We start from the raw sequence: 14,769 nt of genomic DNA, 5'->3' as shown, positions 1-14,769 counted from the left end.
TTCCCCCGCCGATTCAGCTCCTCGGCCAGCATGGTCAGGTCCTGGCTGGAGGACGCCACCTGATTCGATGCAGCGGAACTGGCGACAGTCGAGTCGTGGATGCGCGTGACGCTCTGGTTGACCTCTTCCGCCACCGCGCTCTGCTCCTCGGAAGCCGTCGCGATCTGCGCGTTCATCTCGTTGATCGAGCCCACTTCCTGACGAATCTTGGTCAGCGCATTTTCCGCCTGCAGCGTCTGCTCGACGGTCTGCTGAGCCAGCAGCTTGCTCGACTGCATTACCTCCACCGCCCTGCCAGCGCCGGCCTGCAGCGAGGCGATCATCTCGCTGATCTCGCTGGACGACAGCTGCGTGCGATTGGCCAGCGAGCGCACCTCGTCGGCTACCACCGCGAAACCACGGCCATGCTCGCCGGCACGGGCCGCCTCGATGGCGGCGTTGAGCGCGAGCAGGTTGGTCTGCTCGGCGATAGCGGTGATGACCTGCAGGATCTTCTCGATGTCGCCGCTTTGCGCCGAGACCTGGTTGACGGTTTCGGTCGCGCTCTCCAGCACCTTGGCCAGGTTATGGATGGAGATGGCCGTCTCGCCGACGATCCGCGTACCGGTCTCGACCTGCTCGTCGGCGCTCTTCGCCGCAGCCGCGGCACGGGCGGCGAAGCTCGCCACCTCGTTCACCGTCGTGGCCATCTGGTTGATCGCCGTGGCGACCTGCTCAGCCTCGGCCGACTGGTGCTGGATCTGCTGATTGCTGTTCGCCGATGAGGTACGCAATTCACCCGAGGCGACGCCGACGCCATCGGCGGCCGCGCGCACCTCGGCGATGATCGAGGTCAGCCGGCTGGCCATCTTCGCCGTCGCACCCATGACGCTGTCTGGGTATGGCGTGACGATCAGCTGACCCAGATCGCCATTGGCCAGGTTGCCGATCACGCGCGCCACCTCGTCGGGCTCGGCACCGAGGGTCGAACGCAGCTTGCGAATGATCACCACGGCGATGGCCACACCCAGCAGAACCGCCACACCGGTCACCGCGACGATGAGCGCGAGGAAGCCGCTGGCGGTTTCGCGGACCACGGTCACGTCCTGATTGATGCTCGCTTCCTGGTGATCGATGAACGCATTGATCAGCCGCAGCCACTCGCTATAGGCCCCGGCGACGTTTTCCAGGAGGAATTCGTAGGCGCGCCCCGAGCCCTCGCTGAAGCGCAGTTCGACCACCTGCTGGGTCAGCGCGTTGGTCTTCGCCTCGATGGTCTCGATCTGCAGCATCAGCTGCTTTTCCACGGCATCGGCGGAGGGCTGCGCAAGCATCGCCTTCATCGGCTGCGCCGAATCGGTGTACAGCTGCGCCAGCCGCTCGATCTCCGCCACCTGCTCACGGGCGAACGCCGGATCGGCCGCACTGACGGCGTCCCGCACGGCAATCGCACGATCGTGCACGCTGCCGCGGAAGTTGATCGCATAGCGTTGCTTCAGGCCGGCCTGCGAGCTGATCTGGCTCATGCTGCGGTCGATGACGTCGACTTTGAGCGCACTGACCACGGCAACCGCCACCATAAGCGCCAGGATCACCAGAAACCCCAGGCCCAGGCGCATGGATACCGACATCTGCTTGTTCATCGAACACTCCTCTAGCCAGACTGCGAGGCAGCCATTCAGTCAGTCGTTGATGCTCCGAGCGATACTCAGAGCGGGGCAAAACTTGTACAACATAATGTCACCATGACATTACTTGTACAAGTTTTATCGACGAACTGCCGGCCGAAAGCGGCGGAATAAGAGCGCTCCAGTGTTCGCAGTGAAATATCGCAGGCTCAAATACACTGCTTGCAGAGGTCTTGTACAATTTTTCTGAAATCGCCCACCGGCCAGTGTGACAACTGTCCCGATCACCACACCGGAGCACCGGGCCCGGCAATCGCCAGACAGCAAAAAGGCGCCCGAAGGCGCCTTTCTGTGGTCTCGCAACGGTGTCAGACCTTGCTACGCTCGAAGCGCTTGCGGTCGTTCTCGTTGAGGTACTTCTTGCGCAGGCGGATCGACTTCGGCGTCACTTCAACCAGCCTCGTCGTCAGCAATGAGCATCCATGTTGTCGTGATCCATGCCGGCGATGCCGTTCGGAGGCTGGCGTAGACGATCGGGAAGTCGAGGCTCGTCGGTGGCGACGAGGTTGTCGAACAGGTCGAAGATCTGGCATATGGCCCAGTCAGGTCGCGCGCCCAGACGGTAGATTTTGTTCACCACGACGATCGAACCAAGCCGGGCTTGAAAGCCTTCTGGGTCACGAAACGGGCCTGAATGATCGCAATATTCGCCACACGTCGCCGACGCGTTAAGCCCATCGCCCCGCCCGACAAACAACGGAACCCGCGAACACGACATGAACTGTCGTGCGGCTGCGCCATGCTTGATTCCGGCTCCCGCCGTCAGAGATGACGGCTACGCGCCAGCTGTCACTTGCCAATACCCGCTCGGCTCGCAACCAGCCATAAACCCAGCAGAGGAATCCAGCATGAAAAACATTCATGCCATGATCGGTCTCGTTGTAGTTCTCCGCAAAGCCTATGCGTTTCATGACGAATTTCGTCAGCTCAAGGAGAAGGACAAGTGGTCCGCCAGATGAAGCCAGCGGAATGCGGAAACCATCGGCTGAAACGAATCATGGCGAGTAGCCATCAAGCAGGATAAGCTGGCTATATTCGTGGCGTCACGTATCTGGCAGTTACAGGAAATATGTAAGGTAGTAACCCATGTCCGAAGCGGAGGATACGCTACTCAGGTTGTTCACTTTGTTGCGCCTGATTCCCGAATACCCAAGATATGTTTCCTCTCCCACGCTGCTGGAAAAACTGCACGAGCGTGGATTCTCGGTGGATCTGCGCACCGTCCAGCGGGACCTGAATCGACTCTCCATCCCCTTCTCGCTGATCAGTGATGAAAGTAGTGGCCGTTATCGCTGGAGTCACACCAAGGACACCCCGCTCGACCTCAGAGACATGGAGCCGTCGACGGCACTCGCGCTCGTCCTGGCCGAAAGTCATCTGAAGAGCTTGCTGCCGCAGTCGGTCATCAATCTGTTGGGTCCGCAGTTCAACAAGGCACGCAATTACTTGGAAGACCTCGGCCAGAACGATCTCGCACACTGGGCGCGCCGTGTGCGTGCCCATCCCAACGACAAGGCCCTGCTGCCCGCCCAGGTGCATGCCGCTGTCTGGCGAGAAGTGTCGACCGCCCTGCTGGAGCGCCGGCGGCTCAGGGTCTCCTACCTCAGCCGGAGCAAGGCCGAGCGCAAGGAGCTGCTGCTGCACCCCGCTGGCCTGGTTTCCCGTCACTCCATCAGCTACCTGATAGGCACCGTCGACGGCTATGGCGACCTTAGCCAGTTCGCGATGCATCGCATTCAGCAGGCTGAATGCCTGGAGGTCGCCGCCGATTGCAGCGAGCCCCTCGTTGTCGACCATTACATCCGAAACGGCCTCAATGCCTCGCCCCTGATAGACGATGTGGAACTGGTAGCGGACGTGTCACCACAGATCGCCTGGCTCCTCAAGGAAACCCTGCTGAGCACCGACCAGAGCCTGGAACCACTTGCCGAGGGCGACTGGCAGCGCCTGCGCGCTCGGGTCCCGCAGGATCAGGAAACGCTCTGGTGGATCTTCGGGCTGAACGACAACATCCAGGTTCACGAACCGACGGTATGGCAAACACAGATCCGCTCCAAACTGGAACTGATGCGTCGTCGCTACGAAGCGACGGCGCCGACCCTCAAGGCAACACCATGAACGAGCTCTGGCAACACCTGGAAGCCTGGCTGGCCACATATGACCCGGCTCGCCAGGCAGACCTCAACCCTCCGGCTGACGACACCGCCATAGCGGCTCTGGAACAGCTGCTGGGCAAGCCCTTGCCCGCTGACTTCACCGCCTGCCTGAAAGTCCATGATGGCCAGCGTGGGCAGGCCGGCTGGCTGTTCGACGACTACGAATTCCTCTCGAGCCGGCAGATCACGCTGAGCTGGTCCGCCTGGACGGCCCTGCTGGAAGGTGGTGACTTCGCCGCGCGTACCCCCGAATCCGATACCGGCATCAGAGCGTCCTGGTGGGACAAGGCATGGCTGCCCTTCGCCTCCGACGGCGGCGGCGATTATCTGTGCCTGGACCTCGCTCCGGCCGATCAGGGCCATTACGGGCAGGTGATCGAGGTACTTCACGACATGCCCCAGCGCACGCTACTCGCACCCTCCTTCGCCGACTGGTTCGGTAATTTCATCATGCGCAAGACCGCCTGAGATAACTCCCATGGAACCTACGCTCACCACGATGACGCGCGAGCAGCGCCTGCAGAAGCTGTTCGACGACTGCCAGCAGCAGGTACTTTCCCAAGTCATCGGCACGTTCGGCCTGTCCACCGCCATGTTCAAGGACGTCGACCGCAACGGCGGGAACGTCACCACGCTTCATAACTTCGCGCGCGAAGACGACGACTACGTCGCTACCGACTCCGACAAGAAACTCCACGAACACTCGCGCAAGAAGTACGACAAGCAGGTACGCGCGGAGTACGAGATCAAGACGCAGGAAAACGCCGATACGGCAGGCGGAAAAACCTGGAATGACAAGCGCGACGAGCGGATAGCCCAATCCCGGGACGAGTACACCGGACAAACCGTGCGCGCCGACGGCACAGTGGAGCTGAAGAACGGCGAAGAAGCGCGTGCCGAACTGGATCACGTCGTCTCCATTTCGGAAACGCACAGTGACCCCAAAATGCATCTCGCACTTGGGCAGGTGTCCGAGGACGGCGAGACCGTAGACGTCAGCCGCATTCGTGAAGTGGTCAACAGCGATGAGAACCTGGCCCTTACCAACCAGCCCCTCAACGGGTCGAAAGGCGACGAGGACCTGCGCGAGTGGGCTGCCAAGGAACGTGAGAACGGCGAAACCAACGCGCAGAAATTCGGCGCGGATGAGGAACTGATCCAGGAAAAACACGATACTGCCCGCAAGCACATCGATAGCACGGCGAACCGGGCACTGCTCAAGAAGCAGGCCACGGAGCTGCTTGCTACGGGCGGCAAACAGGCCGCTTTGATGGGGGCTCGCCAAGCGCTTGGCATGTTGCTGACCGAGTTGGTCAACGCTCTGTTCAACGAGGTGAAAGCGCTCATCCGGCATGGCGTCGAACTGGGTGAGTCGCTTTTGAGGAAGATCAGCCAGCGCCTGATGCATGTGGCCGAACAGGTGGCACGGAAGGTGCCGACGGCGCTCTCGCAGATGATCCAGGGTGGTGTCAGCGGTTTCGTCAGCAACCTGCTGACCTTCCTGCTGAACAACTTCCTGTCCACCGCCAAGCGCTTCGTCAGCATGATCCGCGAAGGCCTGCTTGGCCTGTTCCGTGCGGCCAGGATGATGCTCTTTCCACCTGCACACATGACCCAGGCCCAGGCCCTGCAGGAAGGCCTCAAGCTTCTCGGCACCGTGGTGATCAGTTCGGTGGGCATCCTGCTGTCGGAAACTGTCGCCACCTTCATGGCCACCATTCCCTTTCTCAAGCCCTTCGCCGACTTGCTCACGCCCGTGCTGGTAGGCATCGCCAGCGGCCTGCTGTCGGCGTTTCTGGCGTACCAGATCGACTGCCTCTTCGATCGCCATGCCCGGGGGGAGCGCCTGCTCGACGAACTGATAGCAGATGCAGCGAGGCGAGAGGTCTTTGCCGCCGAACTGGTGACGCTATCCGAAGCGTCGCTCGGCAATGTCGAGCGCTATACCCAATCGATCGAGCTGTACCGCCAGACGGGCGCAACCTTGGGCAATGCAGGCATTGCATCAGCCGCAGCACTGGCCAGCCTCGACAGCGCCGTGGCCAGCACCCGAGAACAGGTCGAGAAAAGCCGACGCATGATCAATTACATCAACGAGAGCCAGGCAGAAATCGAAGAATTCCTGAAACCCCTCTGAACCAGCCCACGCGGGCTCATCGCGCGAAGGGCGTGATGCACCGCGTATTCGACCGCCCCAACCCATGCAGCCTCGACAGGACAGCCAATGCCCCTCGAAACCACAGCGCCCGCCGTCACCAAGTCCGGCGCGGAAAACTCCCAAGAACTGCAGATCGTGCAGGCATTTTCCAACCTGAGCGTGCCCGAGCGAATCATCCAGCAGAGCAACATCAAGGAACTGCTGCACGGCCTCAACGACGACCAGCAGAAGGTCCAGTCCGAAGCCAAGCGCCTGGCCAAGCTCAGGCAGGAGAAAAAAGAGGGAAACTTCGTCGGCAACTGGTTCTACGGTCGCAGCGACAAGATCCAGGAAGCACAGTTGGACCTCAACGCCTCGATCGGTCAACTGACGCAGAAATCGTCCCAGTTACTGGTGGTCAACACCGCCATCTCAAAGGTACTGAGCGACCAGCAGATTCTGCTGTTGCAACAGCAGAATCTGCTGAAGAAGCAGGCTGAAGAACTCCAGGCGCAGAACGAGAGAATCCTTGCGCAACAGATTCAGCTGGGCGAACAACAGGACGCGATCAATGCCGCGAATCAGGGACTTCTGGAAGCCAAGGGCCTGACTCAGGAGCAGGCACAGAAACTGGTGGGCTGCGTACGTCTCGTGACCGAAGCCGAACAGCGGATCGACAGCGCCGGCCAGGCATTGCGCAACAACCTGGAACAGCAGATGGAGGAAGTTGAAAAGCACTGTCTGAATCGCTTGGCGGCGGGGCTCGATGAGGTGGAGCGGCGCCAGGTGGAAAACGAAAGGCGCCTGGCCGATGCGATGGACGTACAGGCGCAGCAGAACCGCACCGAGTTCACCCAACTGGCAGAGGAAAACCAGACGTTTCACAAGCAGCTTCTGCAGGATGCACAAGCGTTCGAGGTGCAACAGAGCGAACGAGCTGCCTCACAGGACAGCCGCATCGCTACGCTGAGCGAACAGCATGCCGCCCAGGCTGAAAGGCAGGACCAGTGGCAGCTGGCTCATAGCCACAGCATGCAGGAACGAATCGAAGCCCACGAAGCCGACGTCAAGCATCGCTCAGCGGCAATGGAAGAATCCCTGGTCCGGTCACTCGAAAGCCAGCGTGAAAACCTGACGAATTCACAGGAGCAGTTGGCCGACCATCTGAGCGCTCTGGTGGCCAAGCAAGCGTTGAGCCTGTCGCATCAGCGCCTGGTGCTCGTCGGCGCCACCGTGTTGTCCATCGCCTCGCTGGGATGGCAGGCAGCGCAGCACTGGGCACTACTCTGAAGCGACGCGGCACGGCCTGGGTAGCCAGTTCCGTCTTTCGCCGCGCAGCGGCGAGAGCGGAGCGTGCACCGCAAGCCCCATACCCGACAGCCGTTCTAGCACCCTGCTGGTCGCGCGGTTTTCTGAGACAACTGAGCCATCGACCGCGCTAGCTGGCGCAGGCCGTCTCTATCTTGCTGCTCGGTGGACATCTCATCCTCTATTTCACGCCGTATCTAGCGACGATGCTTGGAACGACCGACGTTTCCACGGTGAGCGGACTGCCCTTGCTGATCGGCCTGGCGGCTCTGGGCGGCTATCTGGGCAACCGGCTGGCCGAGCGCGTCGGCCTCGTCTAGCCATGGTGATTTTTCTCACCTTCTGCCTGGCACTGCGACATTCCGCTGAGCTTGCACAGCGCCATCTTCATCCCGAGCGTGATGCCCTGGAGACCATCAGCTGTATGGTTTCTCCGGTCGTGCAAAGCTTCCGGCTCCATAGCGCCCCAGCCAGCAGCAGTACCGGAGCCTCCCTGAACACCTCGGTGAGGCACCTTGGGATGGGCCTGGGTGCGGCTATCGGCGGGCTCGTCATTGCGCTTGCTGACGTTGGCTGGCCCCCTGGATCGGTCTTGGCCTGACGGTACCGGCATTACTCTGTAATTGGCGCTGCTACCTACTAGAGAAGCGCTGCCCAAGGCCCGACCGAAGTGTTGATGCCAGCCTGCCATTCGCTCCTTTGATCAAAACCATGCCCCATAGGATCTAAGGCCAGGCACCGCCTGGATTGCAATCAAGCCTAAAACAACAAAGGCGCCCGAAGGCGCCTTTGTCTTACTGCAACAGTGTTTAGACCTTGCTGCGCTCGAAGCGCTTGCGGTCGTTCTCGTTGAGGTACTTCTTGCGCAGGCGGATCGACTTCGGCGTCACTTCCACCAGCTCGTCGTCGGCGATGAATTCCAGCGCCTGCTCGAGGGTGAACTTGATCGGCGGAACCAGGGCGATGACTTCGTCCTTGCCGGAAGCGCGCATGTTGTCGAGCTTCTTGCCCTTGGTGGGGTTGAGCACCAGGTCGTTGTCACGGCTGTTGATGCCGCACAGCTGGCCTTCGTAGATCTCGTCGCCCGGCGCCAGGAACAGCTTGCCGCGCGCCTGCAGGGTTTCCAGCGAGTAGGTCAGTGCGGTACCGGTAGCCATCGAAACCAGCACGCCGTTCTGGCGGTTGGTCACTTCGCCGGCCTTGATCGGGCCGTAGTGACTGAAGGTCGAGGTCAGGATGCCGCTACCCGAGGTCATGGTCAGGAAGTTGTTACGGAAGCCGATCAGGCCACGCGCCGGGATGGTGTACTCCAGACGCACACGACCCTTGCCATCCGGGACCATGTTGCTCAGGTCGCCCTTACGCAGGCCCATCTGCTCCATCACCGGACCCTGGTGCTGCTCTTCGATATCGATGGTGACGTTCTCGTACGGCTCCTGCTTGTCGCCGGCCTCGTTCTCGATGATTACCACTTCCGGGCGGCCTACGGCCAGCTCGAAGCCTTCGCGGCGCATGGTTTCGATCAGTACCGAAAGATGCAGCTCGCCACGACCGGAAACCTTGAACTTCTCAGGGCTATCGCCTGGCTCGACGCGCAGGGCAACGTTGTGCAGCAGCTCCTTCTCCAGACGATCCTTGATGTTGCGGCTGGTGACGAACTTGCCTTCCTTACCGGCGAACGGCGAGTCGTTGACCTGGAAGGTCATGCTCACGGTCGGCTGGTCGACGGTCAGCGGCGGCAGCGCTTCGACATTGTTCTGGTCGCACAGGGTGTCGGAGATGTACAGCTCGTCCATGCCGGATACGCAGACGATGTCGCCCGCTTCGGCTTCCTGCACTTCAACGCGCTGCAGACCGGAGTGGCCCATGATCTTGAGGATACGACCGTTGCGCTTCTTGCCGTCGGCACCGATGGCGGTAACCGGCGTGTTGGCCTTGATGGTGCCGCGGGCGATGCGGCCGATGCCGATCACGCCGAGGAAGCTGTTGTAGTCCAGCTGGGAAATCTGCATCTGGAACGGGCCGCTTGCGTCGACGACTGGCGCCGGCACGTGGTCGACGATGGCCTGGAACAGGGCATCCATGTCGTCATCCATCTTCTCGTGGTCCATACCGGCAATGCCGTTCAGAGCACTGGCGTAGACGATCGGGAAGTCCAGCTGCTCGTCGGTGGCGCCGAGGTTGTCGAACAGGTCGAAGATCTGGTCGATTACCCAGTCCGGACGCGCGCCCGGACGGTCGATCTTGTTGACCACGACGATCGGACGCAGGCCGGCCTTGAACGCCTTCTGGGTCACGAAGCGGGTCTGCGGCATGGGGCCGTCCTGAGCGTCGACCACCAGCAGCACGGAGTCGACCATCGACATCACGCGCTCGACTTCACCGCCGAAGTCGGCGTGGCCGGGGGTGTCGACGATATTGATGCTGTAGTCCTTCCACTTCAGCGCAGTGTTCTTGGCCAGGATGGTGATGCCGCGTTCCTTTTCCTGGTCGTTGGAGTCCATCACGCGCTCGTTTTCCAGCTCCTTGCGATCCAGGGTGCCGGACAGACGCAGCAGCTTGTCGACGAGGGTGGTCTTGCCATGGTCAACGTGGGCGATGATGGCGATGTTGCGTAGATTCTCGATCACTGATTCTTTTCTCTGTAGATAGCTTCGAGCTGAGGCTGGAAGCTGGAAGTAGTCCGGACGAAGACAGTCTGTCCGAGGGTTGTACGGCCTGGCCTTGCGATCAGTGCCGGTCGGGAGGGCGGTGGCGGATGCTGCCGCCAAGCAGCCCCGGCTGTTTCACCGATGAGTCAGGCCGGACGATAGACGCGTACATTGACATGCCCCTCGCTCAGCAGATGGTGAGCATGCAGGCGGCTCATGACACCTTTGTCGCAATACAGCAGGTACTGGCGGTTTTCATCCAGCTCCTTGAATCGGTTGTTCAGTGCGTAGAACGGCAGCGTCTGAACTTCGATGCCCGGCAGCTCGAGCGGTTCGTCCTCGGCGCTGTCGGGGTGACGAATGTCGAGGATGACCTGGCCAGCGCTCGGCTCGACGACTTCTTCCACCTGCAAATCCTGGCCCAGCTCGTCGATCACGCGGTCGATGGCAACCTGGCGGGCACTCGCCAGCGCACGCTCCAGGATAGCCATGTCGAACTGCTTTTCTTCGTGCTCTATACGATAGCGCTTGGCCTTGGTGGTCGGGTTCACCGAGATCACGCCGCAGTACTCGGGCATGTTCTTGGCAAACTCGGCGGTGCCGATCTCGAAGGCGGTGTCGATGATGTCCTGCTTGTGGCTGGCGATCAGCGGGCGCAGCACCAGCATGTCGGTGGCCGAGTCGATTACCGAGAGGTTCGGCAGGGTCTGGCTGGAGACCTGCGAGATCGCCTCGCCGGTGACCAGCGCGTCGATGTGCAGGCGCTCGGCGATCTGCGTCGAGACGCGCAGCATCATGCGCTTGAGGACGACGCCCATCTGGCTGTTGTCGACCTTCTGCAGGATTTCACCGACCACTTCCTCGAACGGCACGCTGATGAACAGCACACGGTGCGAGCTGCCGTACTTCTTCCACAGATAATGAGCGACTTCCATCACGCCCAGCTCGTGGGCACGCCCGCCGAGATTGAAGAAGCAGAAATGCGTCATCAGCCCGCGGCGCATCATCTGATAGGCGGCGACGGTGGAATCGAAACCACCGGACATCAATACCAGCGTCTGCTCCAGAGCGCCCAGCGGGTAGCCGCCGATGCCGTCATGCTGCTCGTGCACGACGAACAGGCGCTGGTCGCGGATCTCCATGCGCACTTCGACTTCCGGTGTTTTCAGCGAAATACCGGCGGCGCCGCACTGCTGGCGCAGCTGGCTGCCAACGTGGCGCTCGACGTCCATGGAGCTGAACGGATGCTTGCCGGCACGCTTGCAGCGCACGGCGAAGATCTTGCCCGGCAGGCGCTCGGCGTAGTGCGCCTTGCATCTGGCGACGATGTCGTCGAGATCGCCCAGCGGGTACTCGTGCACTTCCAGGCAATGGGCGATGCCGGGCGTGCAGCGCAGGCGCTCGATCATCTCGCGCAGCAGCTTCGGCTCGCTGCGCACGGTTTCCACCTCGATGTTGTCCCACACGCCCTCGACCCGCAGGTCGGGATCGAGCTCGCGCAGCACGGTGCGGATGTTCTTCGCCAATTGGCGAATGAAGCCCTTGCGCACCGGCGGGCTCTTGATGGTGATTTCGGGGAAAACCTTGACGATCAGCTTCATGGAAACAGCGCGGCGCCGATGTGGCAGGAAAAGAGGGGCGCGGAGTATAGCGGAAACTGCTCAACATTTAACCGCTTTCTTCAAACGCAGCAGAACGCACCAAACGAATGCACATTACCGGCGAGCCGCACCAATACCGCGCATCAATCCAGTGCAGCAGCTACGCTTTGAGACGCGCAAACGCTGCCGCAGCGCTGCCAGAGGCCTGCAGTCCCAAGAAAGAGCACTGGCATGCAATTTGCTCTCTTGTGAGGCAGGTCGCCTTGGCGGAACATCGCCGCCCGGCTTCACCCTGATTCGGAAGCTCACTGTCACGCTTCCACCACTTGGAGAACACCATGTCGAAGTCGCTTCAACTGATCAAAGATTACGATGTGAAGTGGATTGATCTGCGCTTCACCGATACCAAAGGCAAGCAGCACCACGTCACCGTTCCGGCTCGTGATGCCCAGGATGAAGACTTCTTCGAGCACGGCAAGATGTTCGACGGCTCCTCCATCCATGGCTGGAAAGGCATCGAAGCCTCCGACATGATCCTGATGCCGGTCGACGAAACCGCCGTGCTGGATCCGTTCACCGAAGAGCCGACCCTGATCCTGGTATGCGACATCGTCGAGCCGAGCACCATGCAGGGCTACGACCGCGATCCGCGCTCCATCGCCAAGCGCGCCGAAGAGTTCCTCAAAGGCACCGGCATCGGTGACACCGTATTCGTCGGCCCGGAGCCGGAGTTCTTCATCTTCGACCAGGTCAAGTTCAAGTCGGACATCTCCGGCTCGATGTTCAAGATCTACTCCGAGCAGGGCTCCTGGATGACCGACCAGGATGTCGAGGGCGGCAACAAGGGCCACCGCCCGGCCGTCAAGGGCGGCTACTTCCCGGTTCCGCCGTGCGATCACGACCACGAAATCCGTACCGCCATGTGCAACGCCATGGAAGAAATGGGCCTGGTCGTTGAGGTTCACCACCACGAAGTGGCGACTGCCGGTCAGAACGAGATCGGCGTGAAGTTCAACACCCTGGTTGCCAAGGCTGACGAAGTTCAGACCCTGAAGTACTGCGTACACAACGTCGCCGACGCCTATGGCAAGACCGCGACCTTCATGCCGAAGCCGCTGTATGGCGACAACGGTTCGGGTATGCACGTACACATGTCCATCTCCAAGGATGGCAAGAACACCTTCGCTGGCGAAGGCTATGCCGGCCTGTCCGAGACCGCCCTGTACTTCATCGGCGGCATCATCAAGCACGGCAAGGCGCTGAACGGTTTCACCAACCCGTCGACCAACTCCTACAAGCGTCTGGTCCCGGGCTTCGAAGCACCGGTCATGCTGGCCTACTCGGCCCGCAACCGTTCCGCCTCGATCCGTATTCCGTACGTTTCCAGCCCGAAAGCCCGTCGTATCGAAGCGCGCTTCCCGGACCCGGCTGCCAACCCGTACCTGTGCTTCGCTGCACTGCTGATGGCTGGCCTGGACGGCATCCAGAACAAGATCCACCCTGGCGATGCAGCCGACAAGAACCTGTACGACCTGCCGCCGGAAGAAGGCAAGCTGATCCCGCAGGTGTGCGGCAGCCTGAAGGAAGCCCTGGAAGAGCTGGACAAGGGCCGCGCGTTCCTGACCAAGGGCGGCGTGTTCTCCGACGAGTTCATCGATGCCTACATCGAGCTGAAGTCCGAGGAAGAGATCAAGGTGCGCACCTTCGTGCACCCGCTGGAATACGACCTGTACTACAGCGTCTGATCCAGCTCGCGTGACAGGAAGGCCACCCTCGGGTGGCCTTCTTCGTTTCTGCAGTCCGGCGGCGATTCGTGCAGCTTGTCACACCTCGCAAATCCCACCGATCGCACTTGCCTGCAACTCGGCGCAGTGCAAGGCTTCGGCAGTCCAACTCCGCGGAGCCTCCCATGCGTAGCGCACTGTTCAGCCTGCTGTTCATTCTCAGCCTTCCGGCCTTCGCCGAGATCTACAAGTACACCGATGCACAAGGCAATACGGTGTTCACCAATCAGCCGCCGGAGGGTGTCCAGGCCGATACCGTAGACCTGCCGCCAGCCAATACGGTAAATATCCGCACGCCCGAACCGCCGCCACCGCTGCCGGACAGCCAGCAGACGCAGTCGGCCCCTTACCAGACACTGATGCTGAGCGGGATTCCCGATGAAGAAGCCCTGCGCGCCAACAACGGCACCTTCGTCGTCAGCGCGCTGCTGGAGCCGCCGCTACGACCCGGCCACAGCTTGCGCTTCGTGCTGGACGGCATTCCCCAGGCTGCCGCCAGTGCCGCAACCTCGCTGCAACTGAACAATGTCGAGCGGGGCGAGCATCGCCTGCACGTCGAGGTGCTGAGCGGCGAGAAGGTCATCCAGCGCAGCCAGCCGGAGCTGTTCACCGTGCAACGGGTGAATACCTCCAGCCCGGCATTGCGTCCGAAGCCTCCGAGGCCTGCTCCTTGATCATCCTGCGGCAGACCCTGGCCGTCGCACTGCTGGCGGCCGCCCTGCCCTGCCTCGCCGGCGTCTACTCCTATGTCGACGCCGAGGGCAATCGGGTCTTCACCGATCGCCCGGCCGGCGAGGCGGCCGAAGAAGTACACCTCAAGCCGTCCAACAGCATGCCTGCGCCGCCGATGCCGGCCGCACGCCCTACGGAGCCGGCAGCACCGAAAGCCGCGAGCATCATCTATCAGTTGCGCATACTCAGCCCGACGGCGGACGAAGCGATTCGCAACAACGCTGGCAATGTCAGCGTCACCGTGCAGGCCGAACCGACGCTGCACCCCGGCCACGCCTATCAGGTACTGCTCGATGACCAGCCGTTCGGCGCACCCGGCGAACAGACTTCCTTCGCCTTGAGTAACGTCGATCGTGGCACCCATCAGCTGGCGGTGGCTGTCGTGGATGAACAGGAGCGCGTCCTGCAACGCACCGCGAACCAGCCCTTTCACCTGATCCGCACCTCGCTGGCCCAGCGCCGCATGGTCAATCCCTGCCAGAAGGCCGATTACGGCGTTCGCCCGGAATGCCCGCTAAAGGACAAGCCGGTGGAAAAACGCGACATTCCCTTCGTGCCCTTTCTATGATCATGGGGTGCACCTGTTTGGTGCGCCCATCAGGTGAGCGGATCGCTCGTCACCAATTTGGGTCACCGGACAGCCCGTAGGGCTGCAGCATCACGCCGATCCGCGCCGCAATGGCGCGCTTGGTTTGGTTCTTGCATTTCCTGCCTGAACTTCCGGACGCAGACC

General features: G+C 61.4%; 11 protein-coding genes and 1 pseudogene. 8 read left to right on the top strand and 4 right to left on the bottom strand.

All coding sequences use genetic code 11. The features are described 5' to 3' along the window. Window positions 1-1,622: methyl-accepting chemotaxis protein (locus F753_RS47585; RefSeq protein ID WP_023447098.1), on the bottom strand; the 1,622-nt coding region annotated here is incomplete at its 3' end. A 463-nt stretch (window positions 1,623-2,085) separates the two neighbouring features. Further along, window positions 2,086-2,300: pseudogene (locus F753_RS49660) on the bottom strand (translational GTPase TypA); the annotation flags it as partial. Window positions 2,301-2,753: 453 nt separating this feature from the next. Here F753_RS49660 and F753_RS47580 point away from each other — a divergent pair. From F753_RS47580 to F753_RS49655, 5 genes are all read left to right on the top strand, one after another. Continuing rightward, entirely contained in the window at window positions 2,754-3,785 is a 1,032-nt protein-coding gene (locus F753_RS47580; protein WP_023444485.1) for a helix-turn-helix transcriptional regulator, read from the top strand. Further along, entirely contained in the window at window positions 3,782-4,291 is a 510-nt protein-coding gene (locus tag F753_RS47575) for an SMI1/KNR4 family protein (protein ID WP_023444484.1), read from the top strand. The genes F753_RS47580 and F753_RS47575 overlap by 4 nt, the downstream gene beginning before the upstream one ends. Before the next feature lie 10 nt (window positions 4,292-4,301). Beyond that, window positions 4,302-5,960, top strand: a complete 1,659-nt coding sequence (locus F753_RS47570; protein WP_031298464.1) for a hypothetical protein — start codon at window positions 4,302-4,304, stop codon at window positions 5,958-5,960. A gap of 87 nt (window positions 5,961-6,047) precedes the next feature. After that, window positions 6,048-7,250 (top strand): coiled-coil domain-containing protein, encoded by a 1,203-nt coding sequence (locus tag F753_RS0125370; RefSeq protein ID WP_023447096.1) that lies wholly within the window; start codon window positions 6,048-6,050, stop codon window positions 7,248-7,250. A gap of 173 nt (window positions 7,251-7,423) precedes the next feature. Beyond that, a complete protein-coding gene (locus F753_RS49655; protein ID WP_023447095.1) occupies window positions 7,424-7,588 on the top strand; it encodes a hypothetical protein in 165 nt (54 codons plus the stop codon). A 489-nt stretch (window positions 7,589-8,077) separates the two neighbouring features. Here F753_RS49655 and typA read toward each other — a convergent pair whose 3' ends face one another. Continuing rightward, entirely contained in the window at window positions 8,078-9,898 is a 1,821-nt protein-coding gene (gene typA, locus F753_RS47565) for a translational GTPase TypA (RefSeq protein WP_023447093.1), read from the bottom strand. Between the two features lie 167 nt (window positions 9,899-10,065). Further along, window positions 10,066-11,520 carry a tRNA uracil 4-sulfurtransferase ThiI gene (gene thiI / locus F753_RS47560; RefSeq protein ID WP_023447092.1) on the bottom strand — a complete coding sequence of 485 codons (1,455 nt, stop codon included), beginning with the start codon at window positions 11,518-11,520 and terminating at the stop codon, window positions 10,066-10,068. Between the two features lie 338 nt (window positions 11,521-11,858). Between thiI and glnA the strand changes: the two genes are divergently transcribed. From glnA to F753_RS47545, 3 genes are all read left to right on the top strand, one after another. Next, on the top strand, window positions 11,859-13,265 hold the full coding sequence (gene glnA / locus F753_RS47555; protein ID WP_014821904.1) for a glutamate--ammonia ligase: 1,407 nt from the start codon (window positions 11,859-11,861) through the stop codon (window positions 13,263-13,265). Between the two features lie 164 nt (window positions 13,266-13,429). Beyond that, window positions 13,430-13,978 carry a DUF4124 domain-containing protein gene (locus F753_RS47550; protein WP_023447091.1) on the top strand — a complete coding sequence of 183 codons (549 nt, stop codon included), beginning with the start codon at window positions 13,430-13,432 and terminating at the stop codon, window positions 13,976-13,978. Continuing rightward, complete coding sequence (locus tag F753_RS47545; RefSeq protein WP_023447090.1) at window positions 13,975-14,604, top strand: DUF4124 domain-containing protein; 630 nt, start codon at window positions 13,975-13,977, stop codon at window positions 14,602-14,604. Before F753_RS47550 ends, F753_RS47545 begins: the two co-directional genes overlap by 4 nt. Window positions 14,605-14,769: the final 165 nt, after the last annotated feature.

Origin of the sequence: Stutzerimonas chloritidismutans AW-1, assembly GCF_000495915.1 — a bacterium.
GTDB lineage: Bacteria > Pseudomonadota > Gammaproteobacteria > Pseudomonadales > Pseudomonadaceae > Stutzerimonas > Stutzerimonas chloritidismutans.
Note: the sequence above shows the minus strand (reverse complement) of the source record. Positions and strands in the feature narration are given on the sequence as shown.